We start from the raw sequence: 19,752 nt of genomic DNA on the forward strand, positions 1-19,752 counted from the left end.
CGATGGTAGTGTGGGGTCTCCCCATGTGAGAGTAGGGAACTGCCAGGCATCAAATAAAACGAAAGGCTCAGTCGGAAGACTGGGCCTTTTGTTTTTGTGTTTTGCGGTCAGACGCACCGCCATCTCCCCGGTGGCGCTGCGCTTACCGGGGCTACAGACCCCGTAGCCCGGAAAAGGTGCGCAGCACCGCCTCCGGGGAAAGCCGCTGTCATAGCAACGTAAACGAAAGGCTCAGCCGGAAGACCGGGCCTTTTGTTTTTGTGTTTTGCGGCCAGAGGTGCTGCCATCTCCCCGGTGGCGCTGCGCTTACCGGGGCTACCGCTCCTCCCCCCGGCCTGTGCCGCCTCCGGGGAAATCCCACGCCCTATTCCGAAACTTGATACGGAGCGTCTAAAGTCTCCTGTCAGCTGTTATTATCCTCTCAGGATCTTGCTGAAACAGGAAAGGACGCGTGACCATCTTATATATCTCGTTGTATAAAAATCGAATGACCGTACGCAACCTCGATGATAGCCGCGAATACAGTGGCAGCGGGGCATTTAGCAATCAACGTCTCCTCGTGGCACAGTTTTTTGCCGCGCATGACGTCTTATATCCCCTGATCCAACAACAAAAAGGCGAAAACTGGCTGGCGCGTTTGCTGAAAAGAAAGCGCTTTCGCATTCTGGTCGATGCCATGGAGTTAAATGAAGGAGGGTTATCACAAGTCGAAGAGCGCGCAATAATGGAAATGGTTGCCAGCGCCGTATCAATGCGTTACCGCCAGCTTGAAGTTCGCTGCAGCAGCCATGTACGCAATGATGTTGAAGTTCGTGCGTTGCTGGCTAATTCCACGTCCTGACGGCTGTTGTCGATATTGAAACTTTCTCACCTTCCGCTTGCAGACTCGACATTTTGTTTATTCCTGGTTATTGTCAGCTATCTGGATGTCTAAACGTTTATACGTATGTAATGAGGTGATACAGCTATGCCAATTCGGGTGCAGGACGAGCTACCGGCCGTCAATTTCTTGCGCGATGAAAACGTCTTCGTGATGACCACATCGCGTGCTACAACTCAGGAAATCCGCCCGCTGAAGGTGTTAATTCTCAATCTGATGCCCAAGAAGATCGAGACGGAGAATCAGTTCCTGCGGCTGCTGTCGAACTCGCCGCTGCAGGTTGATATCCAGCTGCTACGCATCGATGCGCGTGAGTCGCGTAATACGCCGACGGAGCACCTGAATAACTTTTACTGCAATTTCGAAGATATTCGCGAGCAGAACTTCGATGGTCTGATTGTTACCGGTGCGCCGTTGGGGCTGGTCGAGTTTAATGATGTTGCCTACTGGCCGCAGATTAAACAGGTACTGGAGTGGGCTAAGGATCACGTCACGTCAACGCTATTTGTCTGTTGGGCGGTACAGGCGGCACTGAATATTCTGTATGGCATCCCCAAGCAAACTCGTACCGAAAAGATCTCTGGCGTTTATGAACACCATATTTTGCACCCGCATGCGCTGCTGACTCGGGGGTTTGATGACACCTTCCTTGCGCCTCATTCGCGCTATGCCGACTTCCCGGCCGGGCTGATTCGTGACTACACTGACCTCGATATTCTTGCTGAAACCGAAGATGGCGATGCCTATCTGTTCGCCAGCAAAGACAAGCGTATCGCTTTTGTTACCGGTCACCCTGAATACGATCCGCATACCCTGGCAAGTGAATACTTCCGCGATCTGGAGGCAGGTTTAGCGCCACAGCTTCCGGACAACTACTTCCCGAATAACGATCCAAACAATAAACCGCGGGCGACCTGGCGCAGTCATGGCAATCTCCTGTTTGCCAACTGGCTTAACTATTACGTCTACCAAATCACACCATACGATCTGCGACATATGAATCCCACGCTGGATTAATCTACCAGCGCGTACGATCCTAAAGCGTTTCAGCATCTCGCCTCAGGCACCTTCGGGTGCCTTTTTTATTTCCGAAAATCACTTCCCCTTCTATTTAAACTTTAATTTCTTTGTTATCAGGATGTTGTATAAATTTTAAATTGAAAATGGAAATTGTTTTTGATTTTGGAAAATTCTTGAGTAGTCTTAATTGTGCTGAGCGAAAAGCAGACAACGATCTTTCGTTCGCGCTACCAGGATAAACCAAGAGGAGCTGCACAATGACGCACCAGGCGACAATGACCGATGAACTGGCTTTCAGCCAGCCTTATGGCGAGCAGGAGAAGCAAATTCTGACTGCGGAAGCGGTGGAGTTCCTGACGGAACTGGTGAGCCGCTTTATGCCTGAGCGTAATCAACTGTTGGCGGTACGCGTCCAGCAACAGCAGGCCATTGATGAGGGTAATCTTCCTGATTTTATTTCGGAAACGGCTTCCATTCGGAATGGTGACTGGAAGATACGAGGTATTCCGGCCGATTTACAGGACCGCCGCGTAGAAATTACCGGTCCGGTAGAACGCAAGATGGTAATTAACGCCCTGAATGCTAACGTTAAAGTCTTTATGGCTGATTTCGAAGACTCGCTGGCGCCGGATTGGCACAAAGTGATTGATGGCCAAATCAATCTGCGCGATGCGGTCAATGGCACCATCAGCTACACCAACGAAGCGGGGAAAATTTATCAGTTGCAGCCCGATCCGGCGGTTCTGGTCTGCCGCGTTCGCGGCCTGCATCTGCCGGAAAAACACGTTACCTGGCGTGGTGAGGCGATTCCCGGCAGTCTGTTCGATTTTGCGCTCTATTTCTTCCACAACTACCAGGCCCTGCTGGCGAAAGGGAGCGGCCCCTATTTCTATCTGCCGAAAACCCAGTCCTGGCAAGAGGCGGCATGGTGGAGCAAAGTCTTCAGTTTCACCGAAGATCGTTTTGAACTGCCGCGCGGCACCATTAAGGCTACTTTGCTGATTGAAACACTGCCGGCAGTGTTCCAGATGGATGAAATCCTGCATGCGCTGCGCGACCATATTGTTGGCCTGAACTGCGGGCGCTGGGACTATATCTTCAGCTATATCAAGACGCTGAAAAATCACCCCGATCGTGTCCTGCCGGATCGCCAGGTGGTGACGATGGATAAACCTTTCCTGAGCGCCTATTCACGCCTGCTGATTAAGACTTGCCATAAGCGCGGCGCCTTCGCGATGGGCGGTATGGCGGCGTTTATCCCGAGCAAAGACGCCGAGCGCAATCGTCAGGTGCTGAATAAAGTCACCGCCGACAAAGAGCTGGAGGCTAACAATGGCCACGATGGCACCTGGATTGCGCATCCGGGACTGGCGGATACGGCAATGGATGTCTTTAACCGCGTACTGGGTGAACATCCTAACCAGCTGTTTGTTACCCGCAATGACGACGCGCCGATTACCGCCGAGCAGTTGCTGGCTCCCTGCGAGGGCGAGCGTACTGAAGCCGGCATGCGCGCCAATATCCGCGTGGCGGTGCAGTACATCGAGGCCTGGATCTCCGGCAACGGCTGCGTACCGATTTACGGCCTGATGGAAGATGCGGCGACGGCTGAGATTTCGCGTACCTCTATCTGGCAGTGGATCCATCATCAGAAAACCCTGAACGACGGCACACCGGTTACCAAGGCGCTGTTCCGCCAGTGGCTGGCTGAAGAGCTGATGGTGATTCAGGAAGAGTTGGGGGAACACCGCTTCAGCCACGGTCGCTTTGACGATGCGGCACGGCTGATGGAGCAAATCACCACTTCCGACGAACTGATCGACTTCTTGACGTTGCCAGGTTACCGCCTGCTGGCGTAATTCACCCCATCACAATATGGAGCATCTGCACATGAAAACCCGTACCCAACAAATCGAAGAATTAAACAAAGAGTGGACGAACCCGCGCTGGGAAGGCATTACCCGCCCATACAGCGCGGAAGAGGTGGTGAAGTTACGCGGCTCGGTGAATCCGGAATGCACGCTGGCGCAGCTTGGCGCGGCGAAAATGTGGCGTCTGCTGCATGGTGAAGCGAAAAAGGGTTATATCAACAGCCTTGGCGCGTTAACCGGCGGCCAGGCGCTGCAGCAGGCGAAGGCGGGCATTGAAGCCATCTACTTGTCTGGCTGGCAGGTCGCCGCCGACGCCAACCTGGCCTCCAGTATGTACCCGGATCAATCGTTGTACCCGGCTAACTCGGTGCCATCGGTGGTTGATCGGATCAATAACACCTTCCGTCGCGCCGATCAGATCCAGTGGGCGGCGGGGATTGAGCCGAACGATCCGCGTTTTATCGACTATTTCCTGCCGATCGTCGCCGATGCGGAAGCCGGTTTTGGCGGCGTGCTGAACGCCTTTGAGCTGATGAAATCGATGATTGCGGCCGGTGCAGCGGCCGTGCATTTCGAAGATCAGCTGGCGTCGGTGAAGAAGTGCGGACATATGGGCGGCAAGGTGCTGGTGCCGACACAAGAGGCGATTCAGAAGCTGGTCGCCGCGCGCCTGGCGGCGGATGTGATGGGCGTGCCGACGCTGCTTATCGCCCGTACCGACGCTGATGCCGCTGACCTGATTACCTCGGATTGCGATCCTTACGATCGCGAGTTTATCTCCGGCGATCGCACCAGCGAAGGTTTTTATCGCACCCATGCCGGAATCGAACAGGCAATCAGCCGCGGCCTGGCCTACGCCCCTTACGCTGACCTGGTATGGTGTGAAACCTCCAAACCGGACATTGAACAGGCGCGTCGTTTTGCCGAGGCGATCCACGCCCGCTTCCCGGGCAAGCTGCTGGCCTATAACTGCTCGCCATCTTTTAACTGGAAGAAAAATCTCGACGATAAAACCATCGCCAGCTTCCAGCAGCAGCTTTCGGATATGGGCTATAAATTCCAGTTCATTACCCTGGCGGGTATTCACAGCATGTGGTTCAACATGTTCGACCTGGCCCACGCCTACGCGCAGGGTGAAGGCATGCGTCACTACGTCGAAAAAGTTCAGCAGCCGGAGTTTGCCGCCGGGCCGGAAGGCTACACCTTCGTGTCGCATCAGCAGGAGGTGGGTACCGGGTACTTCGATAAAGTGACCACCATTATCCAGGGGGGGACCTCGTCGGTAACGGCGCTGACCGGCTCGACCGAAGAATCGCAGTTTTAAGCAATGCCCGGTGGCGCTGTGCTTACCGGGCCTACAAAGGTGTAGGCCGGATAAGCGAACGCGCCATCCGGCATGATGTTGTGCCGGATGGGGGAAAGCGATGACGCGTGGCCTGGAACTACTGATTGCCCAAACCATTTTACAGGGATTCGACGCCCAGTACGGGCGTTTTCTGGAAGTCACTTCCGGCGCGCAGCAGCGCTTTGAACAGGCTGACTGGCACGCCGTGCAGCAGGCGATGAAGCAGCGTATCCACCTCTACGATCACCACGTGGGTCTGGTGGTAGAACAGCTGCGCTGTATTACCGAAGGGAAAAGTACCGACGTCGATTTTCTTCTGCGGGTGAAACAGCAGTACACCCAACTTTTGCCGGATTACCCTCGCTTTGAAATTGCGGAGAGCTTTTTCAACTCGGTCTACTGCCGACTGTTTGACCACCGCTCGCTGACCCCCGAGCGGCTCTTTATTTTCAGCTCCCAGCCGGAACGGCGTTTTCGCACGATTTCGCGACCGCTGGCGAAGGACTTTTATCCCGAACGCGGCTGGGAATACCTGATGCATAACCTGCTTGCCGATTTGCCGCTGCGCCTGCCGTGGCAAAACAAAGGGCGTGATATCGGTTATATCGTCAGTCATTTACGCGAAGCGCTTGGCGGCGAGTTGCTGTCGCAGTCGCATCTGCAGGTGGCGAATGAGCTGTTTTACCGTAATAAAGCCGCCTGGCTGGTGGGTAAACTGATTACGCCGATGGCGACGCTGCCGTTCCTGCTGCCGATACATCGTAGCGATGACGGTCAGCTGTTTGTGGATACCTGCCTGACGACCCACGCCGAGGCGAGTATCGTCTTTGGTTTCGCCCGCTCCTATTTCATGGTCTACGCGCCGCTGCCCGCGGCGCTGGTTGAATGGCTGCGCGAGATTCTGCCGGGAAAAACTACCGCCGAGCTATATATGGCGATTGGCTGCCAGAAGCATGCTAAAACGGAAAGTTATCGCGAGTACCTGCACTATGTTACCCGCAGCGATGAGCAGTTTATTGAAGCGCCAGGCATCCGTGGGATGGTGATGTTGGTCTTTACCCTGCCGGGATTCGACCGGGTATTTAAGGTGATTAAAGACCGCTTTGCGCCGCAAAAAGAGATGACTGCCGCCCACGTCCGCGCCTGCTATCAGCTGGTCAAAGAACACGACCGCGTCGGGCGGATGGCGGATACTCAGGAATTTGAAAACTTTGTGCTCGATAAGCGGCAAATTGCGCCCGAGCTGATGACGCTGTTGCAGGCGGAAGCGGGAAATAAGTTGACCGACCTCGGCGATCGCATTGCCATCAGCCATCTTTATATTGAACGACGGATGGTGCCGCTCAATATCTGGCTGGAGCAGGTGGAAGGCCAGGCGCTGCGCGACGCGGTAGAAGAGTATGGTAATGCCATTCGCCAACTGGCGGCCGCCAATATCTTCCCCGGCGACATGCTGTTCAAAAACTTCGGCGTCACGCGCCACGGGCGGGTGGTATTCTATGATTACGATGAAATTTGCTACATGACAGAGGTGAATTTCCGCGATATTCCGCCGCCGCGCTATCCGGAAGATGAGCTGGCCAGTGAACCCTGGTATAGCGTGTCCCCTGGCGATGTCTTCCCGGAAGAGTTCCGTCACTGGTTGTGCGCCGATCCGCGGATCGGACCATTACTGGAGGAAATGCACGCGGATTTGCTGCGAGCCGATTACTGGCGCGAATTACAGACGCGAATTAAAAACGGGCACGTGGAAGATGTTTACGCTTACCGGCGTAAGCAGCGTTTTAGCGTGCGCTATGGCGCCGACAGTAGGCCGGATAAGGCGTTTACGCCGCCATCCGGCAAGGTGCGCCGATCTGCCTGATGGCGCTACGCTTATCAGGCCTACTTAAAATGCCCCTTTGGGGCATTTTTATTATTTAACCCCGCCGTATGCCAACGTGACTTCCTTGGCGGCCTTAATGACCAATGCGCCAAGCTCGGTCACCCGGTCATCGGTCATGCGCGAAATCGGCCCGGAGATGGAGATAGCGGCGAACGGCTCGCGGTGTTCGTCGTAAATGCAGGAGGCGATACAGCGCAGCCCCAGCGCATGTTCTTCATCATCAAATGAATAGCCGCGTTTACGCGTTTGGGCCAAATCCTCTTTCAAATGTACCGGAGAAACCAGGGTGGCGTGGGTGTAAGCGTGCAGCCCTTTCCGATGTAGCAGCGTGGTGACCTCTTCTTCGCTCAACTGCGACAGAAACGCTTTTCCGGCGCCTGACGCGTGCATTGGCAATTTGCCGCCAATCGGCGCCGACATGCGCATCAGCTGCGTACATTGCACCTGGTCGATGATAATCGCCTGATGATCGCTTTTATCCAGCACCGCCAGGTTGACCGTTTCGCCGGAATCTTCCATCAGCTGGCGCAGAATAGGATGGACGATGGCCAGCAGATTGCGGCTTTGCAGGAAGCTGCTGCCGACGACAAACGCATGCGCGCCAATCGCCCAGTGCCCCAGATCGCCGACCTGGCGGACAAAACCGAGCTGCTGCATGGTGGTGAGCAGACGATGGGTCGTGGAGTTAGGCAGTCCCGCCTGCTGCGCCAGTTCGGTGAGCGCGACGCTGCTATGCGATTCAGAAATCCATTCAAGCAGTTTCAAACCGCGGGTAAGCGACTGCACTTGCCCGCCAGCCTGCGCGGCAGGGGCGGCAGCGGCGGGTTTTCTGCCGCGTTTGGCGGGAACCGGGGTAGCCATGATGAACTCCTTTTTTCTGTATCGTGGAAATGATTTTCGTTTTATTTGGCGATAATGCAATCAGAACCAGACTGATCGGAGGAGTGAAGTTGAACTTGTCTCATGTTGCTGCAGGTTTCCTTTTCCGGCAGGTTGGTTTATGCCAGTATGGTTTGTTGGCTTTTTGGTCTGAGTTGAGCGCTGTCGGGAGTCTGTGTGAGTAACAAAGTAGAACAATTACATCAGCAGTTAAGAGAACGCATTCTGGTTCTGGACGGGGGCATGGGCACCATGATCCAGGGCTATCGTCTGAGTGAGCAGGATTTCCGCGGCGAACGCTTTGCCGATTGGCCGTGCGACCTGAAAGGCAATAACGACCTGCTGGTCCTCAGCAAGCCTGAGGTTATTCGCGAGATCCACGACGCCTATTTCGCCGCCGGCGCGGACATTATCGAGACCAATACCTTCAACTCGACAACCATCGCGATGGCGGATTACCAAATGGAATCCCTGTCGGCGGAAATCAACTTTGCCGCCGCAAAGCTGGCCCGCGCCAGCGCCGACGCGTGGACCGCGCGTACGCCGGAAAAACCGCGCTATGTGGCGGGGGTGCTCGGGCCGACCAACCGCACCGCTTCTATTTCTCCGGACGTCAACGATCCGGCATTTCGGAATATCACGTTCGATCAGCTGGTGGCCGCCTATCGTGAATCCACCAAAGCGCTGGTGGAAGGCGGCTCGGATCTCATTCTTATTGAAACGGTCTTTGACACCCTGAACGCCAAAGCGGCGATTTTCGCGGTCAAAGAAGAATTCGAGGCGCTCGGCGTCGAGTTGCCGATTATGATTTCCGGCACTATCACCGATGCCTCCGGACGTACACTGTCCGGGCAGACGACCGAAGCGTTCTATAATTCGCTGCGCCACGCCGATGCCCTGACCTTTGGCCTGAACTGCGCGCTGGGGCCGGATGAGCTGCGCCAGTACGTGCAGGAGCTTTCGCGGATCGCCGAATGCTACGTTACCGCGCACCCGAACGCCGGACTGCCGAACGCCTTCGGCGAATACGATTTGGATGCCGACACCATGGCGGCGCAAATTCGCGAATGGGCGCAGGCTGGTTTCCTTAATATCGTCGGCGGCTGCTGCGGCACCACCCCGGAACATATCGCCGCCATGAGCCGGGCGGTAGAAGGCTTACCGCCGCGCCAGCTGCCGGTACTGCCGGTCGCCTGCCGTCTGTCTGGCCTGGAGCCGCTGAACATCGGCGACGATAGCCTGTTCGTCAACGTGGGTGAGCGGACCAACGTCACCGGCTCCGCTAAATTTAAGCGCTTAATCAAAGAAGAGAAATACAGCGAAGCGCTGGACGTGGCGCGTCAGCAGGTGGAAAGCGGCGCGCAGATTATCGATATCAATATGGATGAGGGGATGCTCGATGCCGAAGCGGCGATGGTGCGTTTCCTCAACCTGATAGCGGGTGAACCGGATATTGCCCGTGTGCCGATTATGATCGACTCCTCCAAGTGGGAAGTCATCGAAAAAGGGCTCAAGTGCATTCAGGGCAAGGGCATCGTTAACTCGATCTCGATGAAAGAGGGCGTCGAACCCTTTATTCATCACGCTAAGCTGGTTCGCCGCTACGGCGCGGCAATGGTCGTCATGGCCTTTGATGAAGTAGGCCAGGCCGATACCCGCGAGCGCAAAATCGAAATTTGCCGCCGCGCCTACAAAATCCTCACCGAAGAGGTCGGTTTCCCGCCGGAAGATATCATCTTCGACCCCAACATTTTTGCCGTCGCTACCGGTATTGAAGAGCACAACAACTACGCTCAGGACTTTATCGGCGCCTGCGAAGACATCAAACGCGAGCTGCCGCATGCGCTGATTTCCGGCGGCGTCTCCAACGTGTCGTTCTCGTTCCGCGGTAACGATCCGGTACGTGAAGCGATCCACGCCGTATTCCTCTACTACGCTATCCGCAACGGTATGGATATGGGCATCGTCAATGCCGGCCAGCTGGCGATATACGACGATCTGCCTGGCGAGCTGCGCGACGCGGTTGAAGATGTGATCCTTAACCGCCGCGATGACAGTACCGAAAGATTGCTTGAGCTGGCGGAAAAATATCGCGGCAGCAAAGCGGACGATAGCGCGAACGCTCAGCAGGCGGAATGGCGCAGCTGGGAGGTGAAAAAGCGTCTTGAATACTCGCTGGTCAAAGGGATTACCGAATTTATCGAGCAGGATACGGAAGAGGCGCGCCAGCAGGCCGAACGGCCGATTGAGGTGATTGAAGGGCCGCTGATGGACGGCATGAACGTGGTCGGCGATCTGTTCGGCGAAGGCAAAATGTTCTTGCCGCAGGTGGTAAAATCCGCGCGGGTGATGAAACAGGCGGTGGCCTACCTCGAACCTTACATCGAAGCCAGCAAAGAACAGGGCTCCAGCAACGGTAAGATGGTGATCGCCACCGTGAAGGGCGATGTACACGATATTGGTAAAAACATCGTCGGCGTAGTGCTGCAGTGCAACAACTACGAAATTATCGATCTCGGCGTGATGGTGCCGGCAGAGAAAATCCTGCGTACCGCGCGCGAAGAAAACGCCGATCTGATTGGTCTCTCCGGGCTTATCACGCCGTCGTTGGACGAAATGGTCAACGTGGCGAAAGAGATGGAGCGTCAGGGCTTTACCATTCCGCTGCTGATTGGCGGAGCGACGACCTCGAAAGCCCATACCGCGGTGAAAATCGAACAGAACTACAGTGGCCCGACGGTCTACGTGCAGAACGCCTCGCGTACCGTAGGCGTGGTTTCAGCCCTGCTGTCGGCAACCCAGCGCGATGATTTTGTCGCCCGTACCCGTAAAGAGTATGAAACCGTGCGAATCCAGCACGGGCGTAAAAAGCCGCGCACGCCGCCGGTGACTCTGCAGGCGGCGCGGGAAAACGATCTGGCGTTTGACTGGGAGAGCTACACGCCGCCGGTAGCCCACCGTCTGGGCGTGCAGGAGGTGGAAGCCAGCATCGAAACGTTGCGTAACTACATCGACTGGACGCCGTTCTTTATGACCTGGTCGCTGGCGGGTAAATATCCGCGTATCCTGGAAGATGAAGTGGTGGGTGAAGAGGCGCAACGCCTGTTTAAAGACGCCAACGATTTGCTGGATAAACTCAGCGCCGAAAAAACGCTCAACCCGCGCGGCGTGGTCGGGCTGTTCCCGGCCAACCGCGTTGGCGACGACGTGGAAATCTATCGTGATGAAACCCGCACCCACGTGCTGACGGTCAGCCATCATCTGCGCCAGCAAACGGAAAAAGTCGGCTTCGCGAACTACTGCCTCGCTGATTTTGTTGCGCCGAAGCTGAGCGGTAAAGCGGACTATATCGGGGCTTTCGCGGTAACCGGCGGGCTGGAAGAAGACGCGCTGGCGGAAGCCTATGAAGCGCAGCACGACGACTATAACAAGATCATGGTTAAGGCCATCGCCGACCGTCTGGCGGAAGCCTTCGCCGAGTATCTGCATGAGAAAGTGCGTAAGGTTTACTGGGGCTATGCGGCCAATGAGAACCTCAGCAATGAAGAGCTGATCCGCGAAAATTACCAGGGGATCCGCCCGGCGCCCGGTTATCCGGCCTGCCCGGAACACACCGAGAAAGCGACCATCTGGGAACTGTTGGATGTGGAAGCGCATACCGGCATGAAGCTCACCGAGTCCTTCGCCATGTGGCCTGGCGCATCAGTTTCCGGCTGGTACTTCAGCCATCCTGATAGTAAGTACTTCGCCGTAGCGCAGATCCAGCGCGACCAGGTGGAAGATTACGCCCTGCGTAAAGGGATGACGGCGGCGGAAGTTGAGCGTTGGCTCGCCCCTAACCTCGGCTATGATGCTGACTAACGAAATATGTTTCGTTACAACAAACAGGGCGCTCTTTGAGCGCCTTGTCTCTTTATTGAAGTTAACCCCTTATACTGAAGGGAGGTTTAAACCTCAGGAACACTTATAACGATAAGGAGAAGCTGATTCTGTGTTAACGCTGTTACACCTACTTTCCGCCGTAGCCCTACTGGTGTGGGGTACCCATATTGTGCGCACCGGCGTGATGCGCGTCTTTGGCGCACGCCTGCGTACCGTGCTCAGCAGTAGCGTGGAGAAAAAACCGCTCGCCTTCTGCGCGGGGATTGGCGTCACCGCGCTGGTGCAGAGCAGTAACGCCACCACCATGCTGGTGACGTCGTTTGTGGCCCAGGATCTGGTCGCGCTGGCGCCAGCGCTGGTCATGGTGCTGGGTGCGGATGTGGGGACGGCGCTGATGGCGAGGGTACTGACCTTCGACCTCTCCTGGCTATCGCCGCTGCTGATATTTATCGGCGTTATTTTTTTCCTCGGGCGTAAACAGACGCGCGCGGGTCAGCTTGGGCGGGTGGGTATCGGCCTCGGGCTTATCCTGCTGGCGCTGGAGCTCATCGTCCAGGCGGTGCATCCGATTACCCAGGCCAACGGCGTTCAGGTGATTTTCGCCTCGCTGACCGGCGATATCATGCTGGATGCGCTGATTGGCGCCGTGTTCGCCATTATCAGTTACTCCAGCCTGGCGGCCGTGCTGCTGACCGCAACGTTAACCGGCACCGGGGTGATCTCTTTCCCGGTGGCGCTATGTCTGGTCATCGGCGCTAACCTTGGCTCAGGCCTACTGGCGATGCTTAACAACAGCGGCGCCAATGCGGCGGCGCGGCGCGTGGCGCTCGGCAGCCTGCTGTTCAAGCTGGTGGGGAGCTTGATAATTTTGCCATTTGTGCACGTACTGGCTGATGTCATGCACAAATTGCCGCTGGAAGAGTCGGAGCTGGTTATCTACTTCCACGTCTTCTACAACCTGATCCGCTGCGTGGCGATGGTGCCGTTCGCCGGGCCGATGGCGAACCTGTGTAAGCGCCTGATCCGCGATGAGCCGGAGCTGGATAACCATCTCAAGCCGAAGCATCTGGATCCCTCGGCGCTGGATACGCCGGCGCTGGCGTTGGCCAACGCCGCCCGTGAGACCTTGCGTATCGGCGACGCCATGGAGCAGATGCTGGAAAGCCTACGCAAGGTGATGCACGGCGAGCCGCGCGAAGAGAAAGAGCTGCGGCGGATGGCGGACGATATCAACGTGCTGTATACGGCTATCAAGCTCTACCTGGCGCGGATGCCGAAGGACGAGCTGGCGGAAGAGGAGTCTCGCCGCTGGGCGGAAATTATCGAGATGTCGCTCAACCTGGAGCAGGCGTCTGACATCGTCGAGCGAATGGGCAGCGAGATCGCCGATAAATCACTGGCGGCGCGGCGCGCATTTTCCGTCGAGGGGCTAAAAGAGCTGGATGCGTTATACGAGCTGCTGCTCAGTAACCTGCAGCTGGCAATGTCGGTCTTCTTTTCCGGCGACGTGCCGAGCGCCCGTCGGTTGCGCCGCAGTAAGCACCGTTTTCGTATTCTTAATCGCCGTTACTCGCATGCGCATGTTGACCGCCTGCATCAGCAAAACGTGCAGAGTATCGAAACCAGTACGTTGCATCTGGCGCTGTTGGGCGATATGAAGCGTCTGAACTCGTTGTTCTGTGCTGTTGCCTATAGCGTGATGGAGCAGCCGGATGAAGACGACGAGCGGGATGATTATTAGCAGGATTTACGCTGGGTAGCCCGGATAAGGCGCAACGCGCCGCTATCCGGGTAATGTTCGTCAAACTAGTCTAGAAACGGTGGCCCGCGGCCAGGGTTACCGCTTCTTCTCCCGCTTTGAACAACAGCGTCGGGTTCGGGCCGCCGAGCGTGGCGTGTCCGTCGCTGACCTGAATCCAGTTCCCCTCCGGCAGGCCAATCACCGTTAATTCCGGCGCCACGACCAGCAATTCGCGAATACGTTGCTCACGGGTCTCACCCTGATGCCCGGTCGGCAGCGCGTTAGTGAAGTGCGAGTTAATCTGCAGCGGGAACAGCCCTAACGCGTCAAACCCCTGAGGATCGACAATCGGCATATCGTTGGTGGTACGAATGGTCGGGCAGGCGAGGTTAGAACCCGCGCTCCAGCCGATATACAACGCCCCGCGTTTGACGACATCGACAATCGGCGCCAGCAGCCCGCGGCTGCGACACTCTTTCAGAAGCTGGAAGGTGTTCCCGCCGCCGACGATGACCATCTCGGTACTTTCAATGGCGGCGATAGGGTCGGCGACGCTGTGAATACCGGTCACGCTGACGCCCATCGGCGCCATGACTGCGGCGGCTTTGGCGGTGTAATCATCCCAGCTTTGCGTCACCCCGGCGAAGGGAATAAATACCGCCGAGCGGCGGCCTTTGACCTGGCCGGCAATCAGCGGCAGCGCATGTTCCATCCAGGCTTTGCCCGGTAGCGTTGAGTTACTCAGTAACAGCAGTTCCATCTTTTCATCCTGTGTAAGCATGTCATTTGACGCAGATTCTATCATTGGCCCGGCCTTGAGGCGCTGATATGGCTCACGGTGCAGGCAAGCTGAATGTTATTATCGGGGCCGAAAGCGCAGATGCTAACCACCCCGGAGACGACCTATGAACAATGAAATACCGCTGAAATATTATGACATCGTGGATGAGTACTCGACGGAGTGCGCGGAAGCGGTAAAAGAGTCCGAGCGCGATTGTCTGGCGCATTACTTCCAACTGCTGATTACGCGCTTAATGAATAATGAGGAGATCAGCGAGGAAGCGCAGCAGGAGATGGCCCGTGAAGCAGGCATTGCCGAACAGCGTATCGACGATATCGCCAATTTCCTCAATCAATGGGGTAATGAATAACGTCATCCCTGTTTTTTATCGCCAGTAAGGTGAGGTATATTTCGCTGTCAAAGGAGAAACTATGCTGACCGACTCATCTACTCGATTAAATAAATACATCAGCGAAAGCGGGATTTGCTCGCGTCGCGAAGCGGACCGCTTTATTGAACAAGGCAACGTCTTTATCAACGGTAAGCGCGCCGCCATTGGCGATCAGGTGAAGCCGGGCGATGTGGTGAAAGTCAACGGTCAGCTGATTGAGCCGCGAGAAGCCGATGATTTGGTGTTGATTGCGCTGAATAAGCCGGTGGGTATCGTCAGCACTACCGAAGATGGCGAGCGCGATAATATCGTCGACTTCGTGAACCACAGTAAACGCGTGTTCCCGATTGGCCGTCTCGATAAAGACTCTCAGGGGTTAATTTTCCTGACCAACCATGGCGATCTGGTGAACAAAATCCTGCGCGCCGGCAACGATCATGAAAAAGAGTATCTGGTCACCGTCGATAAGCCGGTTACCGATGAGTTTATTCGTGGAATGGGCGCGGGAGTGCCGATTCTCGGTACCGTGACCAAAAAATGTAAGGTCAAGAAAGAAGCGCCTTTCGTGTTCCGCATCACGCTGGTTCAGGGATTAAACCGCCAGATCCGTCGCATGTGCGAGCATTTCGGCTATGAAGTCATGAAGCTGGAGCGGACGCGCATTATGAACGTTAGCCTGACGGGCATTCCGCTGGGCGAGTGGCGCGATTTAACCGATGATGAGCTGATCGATCTTTTCAAGCTGATTGAAAACTCCTCTTCCGAAGCGAAGCCAAAAGCTAAACCGAAGGCCAAAGCGGCGACCGCCGGCATCAAGCGCCCGGTGGTGAAGATGGAAAAAACCAACGAGAAAGGCCGCCCGGCCTCGAACGGTAAACGTTTCGCTCAGCCGGGACGTAAAAAGAAAGGCCGCTAACGCCTGCCGCGGGTCGGCGTATTCGCCGACCACGAAAATGTCGCTTCTTTGTCTACTTTGTAAGCCTGCTGCTTTTTCACCTGGCGGGCTTTCTTCGCTTCCGCTTCGCGCAGCGCCATCAGCTTATCGATATATTCCTTTTTCACGCTGTTCGTTTCCGCATTGCTCAGCGGGCGGCCGTGCGCGATACGCGCGCGGTCCAGCAGCGTCTTCAATTCGCGCTGTTCGCGCTCGGTCATCTCTTTTTGTGTAATGCGGGGGAGTGCCATGGTGGTGCCCTCAATCAGACCAGAGAGTCCAGTGTACGGCAATCGGCGCAAAATAGAACTAATCCGGAAAATGCCTCGCAGAATATTTGCTGAGTGGGTGACCGATGACGTTGTCTGGATTAGCGTAGCAGCATGGTTTATGTGGTCATCCGCAAACTTATTTTTGCGCGATTTGTGTATAAAATTTTATACAAGGATGTGGTATGTTGAATCAGGGGCAAAGTTTACGACGTATTGTCTGGATGGGGTCTTCCTTTGATGATTTGCGCCAATTTCCTGAGGAGGTCCGCCGTGATGCCGGTTTCCAGCTTTACCGTTTACAGGCGGGGTTAGAAGCTGCTGATTGGAAAGCAATGCCTCAGTTGGGTCGAGGCGTGGAGGAAATACGGTTACGTCATTATTCCGGCGCTTATCGGGTGATTTACCTTGCTCGTTTTGAGGCAGAGGTTTATGTCCTGCACTGTTTTAACAAAAAAACTCGACGTACCGCCGAACATGAAAAACAAATTGTCAGAAGCCGTTTGCAGCTTATACCGCAGGAACACAGGAGTCGTAAATGAATCGTAAGAAAGTAGATGGCATCCGTCACGTGACGGCAGCAGAGACGAATATTTTCAGTGAACTCGGCTTTGATGACTGTGAAGCGGAGCGGTTAAGGGCGCAAGCGGAACAAGAAGTCGAACAGCTAATGATACTCAAGCGGCAACTCATGCAGGAAATTGCTGAGTGGATAGATGAAAATCAACTGAAGCAAGCGGATGCTGCAGCGAAGTTGAATATTTCACGACCACGTATTTCAGATGTGGTAAACCAGAAAACCAGTAAGTTTACCCTTGATGCGTTGGTCATGATGTTAATGAAGTTAGGCAAGCCGGTGAGTTTACAGGTGGGATAAACGAAACGTCCGGGCATTTGCCCGGACGTATACCGATTAGCGCTGGTTGCCTTTTTTGGTCGTCGGCTTACCGGACCAGTAACCCGCCAGCAGCGAGCCGGAAAGGTTATGCCATACCGAGAACAGCGCGCCGGGCAGGGCGGCCAGCGGGCCGAAGTAGATTTTCCCGAGGGCCGCGGCGAGGCCGGAGTTTTGCATACCCACTTCGATCGCCAGGGTGCGGCAGGTGGATTCATCAAAACCGAACAGGCGCCCGCCCCAGTACCCGCCGAGCAGGCCAATAGCGTTATGCAGGATCACCGCCACGATAACCACCAGGCCTACCGAAGCGATATGCGATGCGGAACCGGCGACCACGGCGCTGATAATCGCCAGGATGCACAGCATGGAGAAGGCGGGAAGGAAGGGTTCCACCGCCTTTACCACTTTTGGCAACAGGTGATGGACAATCAGACCGAGGCCGATTGGGATCACCACGATTTGCAGGATGCTTAGCAACATGCCCATCACATCGACCTGAATGTGCGCATCAACGTACAGGCGCGTCAGCAACGGCGTGGCAACCACGCCAACCAGCGTAGAAACGGAAGAGATGGTTACCGACAGCGCGACATCGCCTTTCGCCAGGTAGATCATGACGTTGGATGCCGTGCCGCTGGCGACGCTGCCGACCAGCACCATCCCGGCGGAGAGTTCTGGCGGCATGTGGAACAGCAGCGCCAGTACCCAGGCGGCGAGCGGCATCACCAGGTAATGCAGAAAAATTCCCGCAGCGACCGGCGCCGGACGTGATAGCACGCGCTTAAAATCGTCCAGCTTCAAATGGACGCCCATGCCGAACATAATCAGCATCAGCAGCGTGGTGACCCACGGGCCGATAGGGGTAAAAGTGGTTGGCGTGTAATAAGCCAGGACGGAGAGCAGCAGCGCCCATAAGGGGAACAGCCGCGTAAGCGTGGCGAGCATAGTGTATTCCTTGCGACAGTGTTTGTTGTGTTGATGTTGTTATAAAAAAGCCGGGTTCGAGCCCGGCTATAGGTATTTTTTATCGCGCAAAAGAATAATATTCAAACAAATTATGCTCATGATGATTAGCCCAGGCTTTCCCAACTGAGACCAAAGCGGGCGAGGTACTTGCGTAACCGGTCGGCATCATTCGGATTGGCCTTTTTCAGCCGGGAGACCGCAAACAACTCACGGCCGGCTTCAGATAGCGAAGCGCTGCGGCGGCAAACCTCCAGCACCGTTTCCAACTGACGGCGATCGAACAGATCGATCTCGTCGATGACGGCGGGAAGAGGATCGTTGATCTGCCAGCTCTCGCTCAGTCGCGAAATTTCCTCATCGACCACATCCAGCGTAATTCGGCCCTGCTCGGCGAGGGTCGCCATGCGGGTCACCGAGGCGCCAAGCTCGCGAAAATTTCCGCGCCACTGGGCCTGCGGCGAACTGGCGAAAGCCAAATAGCGCACGCGCGCGTCTTTATCAAAACGTATTTGCTGCTGTCTGGCGCTGGAGAAACGTTGCAATTCGTACTCAATATTGGGCGCAATATCTTCTCTACGCTGCGCCAGACCGGGTAGCGCAAAGCTCCACATGTTGATACGCGCGTATAAATCCTCACGAAAGCGGCCATCGGCGACCCACTGGCGCATGTCGCGGTGGGTACCAGCAATCAGTTGAAAATCACTGTGCACTTCTTTGTCGGAGCCAAACGGGAAAAAGCTTTTTTCTTCAATCGCTTTTAACAACATCGCCTGTTCATCGAGGCCCAGTTCGGCAATTTCATCGAGAAACAACACGCCGCCGTCGGCCTCGCGTAGCAGGCCTCTACGCGCCGCCTGCGCGCCAGTAAAAGCGCCTTTGACGTGGCCGAATAGCGTCGACATGGCGTTATCGCCACGCAGCGTGGCGCAGTTGATGGCGACAAACTTACCCGCCACCAGGTGGCGTGACTGACGTAGCAGGAAAATGCGTTTCGCGAGAAAGGATTTGCCCGCGCCGGTAGGTCCGGTGAGTAGAATCGGATCGGTTGAACGCAGAGAAACCCGCTCAATGCGATCGATAAGCTTATTGAAGGTGGCGTTGCGGGTTTCAATCCCGTCCTTAAGAAATGAAACGGACTGCTGTTGTTCACGCTGAAAACGGCTGGTTAGAGTGGCATAGCGGCTTAAATCCAGATCGATAACCGAGGCGGTACCGGCCGCGATCTGCTCGTCGGTGGTGCCTTTTGGCGCCGGCCCGGTCTGCAGCAAACTGGCGGGCAGATAGCGCGCCTCGGTCAACAGGAACCAGCAGATCTGCGCCACGTGCGTTCCGGTGGTGATATGCACCAGATATTCTTCATTGTCGGTATCGAACGGGTAGCGGGTCGCAAAATCAAGAAAGGCGGCATACACCTCTTCGAAATCCCAGGGATTGGCGATGGCTACAGCATGCGGATGTACTTCGGTCTGTGGCGAGACCAACGCAACATCTTCGGCGAGCTGCTGCGCCATGCCGATGTCACGGGGCTGATGCAGTAGTTCCAGCCGATCAATGGGCATTTCAGCTTGTTGGCACAACCCAATCGTTGGCCGCCACTTGCGAAAACGGTTGGCGCGCTTGCCACGTTTATCGAGCACCGTCCCCAATACGCCAATAACCACCCGACGTTTTCTCATGATTTATCCCACAAGATAAAATTAGATACTTAAGGATAAAAATATATCTTTCCGCAGGCAATCGGAATAGATGCTTAATAAATAAAAGTCATTAATTTTCATTTTGTTAAAAAATTATTTTGTTGTTTTACGTTTTTGGCACGCTTCTGGCAATAACTCTATTGTCAACGCGCTGAAATGCAGGGGGTTAAACCCCGCCGGCGCTGTAGAAACGGCGCAATCCGTTTTTCTGCCGCGTTCCGTCAGCAACTGACCACATAAGTGGAGGGTTCGATTCCCTCATTCATCTCCTCGATGAAACTGGTTGTAAATCAAAATAATAAGCCGGGGAACT

Annotated in this window: 16 protein-coding genes; 11 read left to right on the plus strand and 5 right to left on the minus strand. The window is 55.5% G+C overall.

Features of this window, described 5'->3' with window-relative positions:
- Positions 1 to 451: 451 nt before the first annotated feature.
- From ABLV08_RS19135 to aceK, 5 genes are all read left to right on the plus strand, one after another.
- Positions 452 to 841 carry a YjaA family stress response protein gene (locus ABLV08_RS19135; protein ID WP_015368803.1) on the plus strand — a complete coding sequence of 130 codons (390 nt, stop codon included), beginning with the start codon at positions 452 to 454 and terminating at the stop codon, positions 839 to 841.
- A 126-nt stretch (positions 842 to 967) separates the two neighbouring features.
- The gene (gene metA / locus ABLV08_RS19140; RefSeq protein ID WP_015368802.1) at positions 968 to 1,897 is read left to right on the plus strand and encodes a homoserine O-succinyltransferase; all 930 of its coding nucleotides are present in this window, start codon (positions 968 to 970) and stop codon (positions 1,895 to 1,897) included.
- Positions 1,898 to 2,157: 260 nt separating this feature from the next.
- Positions 2,158 to 3,759 (plus strand): malate synthase A, encoded by a 1,602-nt coding sequence (aceB, locus tag ABLV08_RS19145; protein WP_020079890.1) that lies wholly within the window; start codon positions 2,158 to 2,160, stop codon positions 3,757 to 3,759.
- A gap of 31 nt (positions 3,760 to 3,790) precedes the next feature.
- Positions 3,791 to 5,095 carry an isocitrate lyase gene (gene aceA, locus ABLV08_RS19150; protein ID WP_015368800.1) on the plus strand — a complete coding sequence of 435 codons (1,305 nt, stop codon included), beginning with the start codon at positions 3,791 to 3,793 and terminating at the stop codon, positions 5,093 to 5,095.
- 100 nt (positions 5,096 to 5,195) lie between these two features.
- A complete protein-coding gene (gene aceK, locus ABLV08_RS19155) occupies positions 5,196 to 6,980 on the plus strand; it encodes a bifunctional isocitrate dehydrogenase kinase/phosphatase (protein WP_020079888.1) in 1,785 nt (594 codons plus the stop codon).
- 51 nt (positions 6,981 to 7,031) lie between these two features.
- On the opposite strand, the gene iclR is transcribed toward aceK, so the two are convergent.
- Positions 7,032 to 7,862, minus strand: a complete 831-nt coding sequence (gene iclR / locus ABLV08_RS19160; protein WP_015368798.1) for a glyoxylate bypass operon transcriptional repressor IclR — start codon at positions 7,860 to 7,862, stop codon at positions 7,032 to 7,034.
- Between the two features lie 195 nt (positions 7,863 to 8,057).
- On the opposite strand from iclR, the gene metH reads away from it, so the two are divergent.
- Both metH and ABLV08_RS19170 read left to right on the plus strand, forming a co-directional pair.
- Positions 8,058 to 11,741 (plus strand): methionine synthase, encoded by a 3,684-nt coding sequence (gene metH / locus ABLV08_RS19165; RefSeq protein ID WP_032713430.1) that lies wholly within the window; start codon positions 8,058 to 8,060, stop codon positions 11,739 to 11,741.
- Between the two features lie 130 nt (positions 11,742 to 11,871).
- Positions 11,872 to 13,503, plus strand: coding sequence for a Na/Pi cotransporter family protein (locus tag ABLV08_RS19170; RefSeq protein ID WP_015368796.1), 1,632 nt, complete (start codon positions 11,872 to 11,874; stop codon positions 13,501 to 13,503).
- Positions 13,504 to 13,573: 70 nt separating this feature from the next.
- On the opposite strand, the gene pepE is transcribed toward ABLV08_RS19170, so the two are convergent.
- Positions 13,574 to 14,263, minus strand: a complete 690-nt coding sequence (gene pepE / locus ABLV08_RS19175; protein ID WP_348856161.1) for a dipeptidase PepE — start codon at positions 14,261 to 14,263, stop codon at positions 13,574 to 13,576.
- Positions 14,264 to 14,408: 145 nt separating this feature from the next.
- Here pepE and ABLV08_RS19180 point away from each other — a divergent pair, with 145 nt between their 5' ends.
- Both ABLV08_RS19180 and rluF read left to right on the plus strand, forming a co-directional pair.
- Positions 14,409 to 14,654: a YmjA family protein gene (locus tag ABLV08_RS19180; protein ID WP_020079884.1), complete on the plus strand. Its 246-nt coding sequence runs from the start codon at positions 14,409 to 14,411 to the stop codon at positions 14,652 to 14,654.
- 61 nt (positions 14,655 to 14,715) lie between these two features.
- Positions 14,716 to 15,591, plus strand: a complete 876-nt coding sequence (rluF, locus tag ABLV08_RS19185) for a 23S rRNA pseudouridine(2604) synthase RluF (protein ID WP_045396831.1) — start codon at positions 14,716 to 14,718, stop codon at positions 15,589 to 15,591.
- Here rluF and ABLV08_RS19190 read toward each other — a convergent pair.
- Complete coding sequence (locus ABLV08_RS19190) at positions 15,588 to 15,860, minus strand: DUF3811 domain-containing protein (RefSeq protein ID WP_045396828.1); 273 nt, start codon at positions 15,858 to 15,860, stop codon at positions 15,588 to 15,590. The genes rluF and ABLV08_RS19190 overlap by 4 nt on opposite strands.
- A gap of 203 nt (positions 15,861 to 16,063) precedes the next feature.
- On the opposite strand from ABLV08_RS19190, the gene ABLV08_RS19195 reads away from it, so the two are divergent.
- A complete protein-coding gene (locus ABLV08_RS19195; protein WP_015368791.1) occupies positions 16,064 to 16,420 on the plus strand; it encodes a type II toxin-antitoxin system RelE/ParE family toxin in 357 nt (118 codons plus the stop codon).
- Positions 16,417 to 16,755 carry an XRE family transcriptional regulator gene (locus tag ABLV08_RS19200; protein WP_348856162.1) on the plus strand — a complete coding sequence of 113 codons (339 nt, stop codon included), beginning with the start codon at positions 16,417 to 16,419 and terminating at the stop codon, positions 16,753 to 16,755. The genes ABLV08_RS19195 and ABLV08_RS19200 overlap by 4 nt, the downstream gene beginning before the upstream one ends.
- A 36-nt stretch (positions 16,756 to 16,791) precedes the next feature.
- Here ABLV08_RS19200 and panS read toward each other — a convergent pair whose 3' ends face one another.
- Both panS and rtcR read right to left on the minus strand, forming a co-directional pair.
- On the minus strand, positions 16,792 to 17,721 hold the full coding sequence (panS, locus tag ABLV08_RS19205; protein ID WP_015368789.1) for a ketopantoate/pantoate/pantothenate transporter PanS: 930 nt from the start codon (positions 17,719 to 17,721) through the stop codon (positions 16,792 to 16,794).
- Positions 17,722 to 17,846: 125 nt separating this feature from the next.
- Positions 17,847 to 19,418, minus strand: a complete 1,572-nt coding sequence (gene rtcR / locus ABLV08_RS19210) for an RNA repair transcriptional activator RtcR (protein WP_348856164.1) — start codon at positions 19,416 to 19,418, stop codon at positions 17,847 to 17,849.
- Between the last annotated feature and the right edge of the window lie 334 nt (positions 19,419 to 19,752).

This window comes from Klebsiella sp. CN_Kp088 (genome assembly GCF_040064335.1).
Lineage (GTDB): Bacteria > Pseudomonadota > Gammaproteobacteria > Enterobacterales > Enterobacteriaceae > Klebsiella > Klebsiella aerogenes.

Coding starts and splice junctions, on each gene's coding strand:
- ABLV08_RS19180 (WP_020079884.1), top strand. CDS start 14,409: ATGAACAATGAAATACCGCTGAAATATTATGACATCGTGGATGAGTAC.
- pepE (WP_348856161.1), bottom strand. CDS start 14,263: ATGGAACTGCTGTTACTGAGTAACTCAACGCTACCGGGCAAAGCCTGG.
- aceA (WP_015368800.1), top strand. CDS start 3,791: ATGAAAACCCGTACCCAACAAATCGAAGAATTAAACAAAGAGTGGACG.
- ABLV08_RS19195 (WP_015368791.1), top strand. CDS start 16,064: ATGTTGAATCAGGGGCAAAGTTTACGACGTATTGTCTGGATGGGGTCT.
- ABLV08_RS19200 (WP_348856162.1), top strand. CDS start 16,417: ATGAATCGTAAGAAAGTAGATGGCATCCGTCACGTGACGGCAGCAGAG.
- iclR (WP_015368798.1), bottom strand. CDS start 7,862: ATGGCTACCCCGGTTCCCGCCAAACGCGGCAGAAAACCCGCCGCTGCC.
- aceB (WP_020079890.1), top strand. CDS start 2,158: ATGACGCACCAGGCGACAATGACCGATGAACTGGCTTTCAGCCAGCCT.
- aceK (WP_020079888.1), top strand. CDS start 5,196: ATGACGCGTGGCCTGGAACTACTGATTGCCCAAACCATTTTACAGGGA.
- ABLV08_RS19190 (WP_045396828.1), bottom strand. CDS start 15,860: ATGGCACTCCCCCGCATTACACAAAAAGAGATGACCGAGCGCGAACAG.
- rluF (WP_045396831.1), top strand. CDS start 14,716: ATGCTGACCGACTCATCTACTCGATTAAATAAATACATCAGCGAAAGC.
- panS (WP_015368789.1), bottom strand. CDS start 17,721: ATGCTCGCCACGCTTACGCGGCTGTTCCCCTTATGGGCGCTGCTGCTC.
- rtcR (WP_348856164.1), bottom strand. CDS start 19,418: ATGAGAAAACGTCGGGTGGTTATTGGCGTATTGGGGACGGTGCTCGAT.
- metA (WP_015368802.1), top strand. CDS start 968: ATGCCAATTCGGGTGCAGGACGAGCTACCGGCCGTCAATTTCTTGCGC.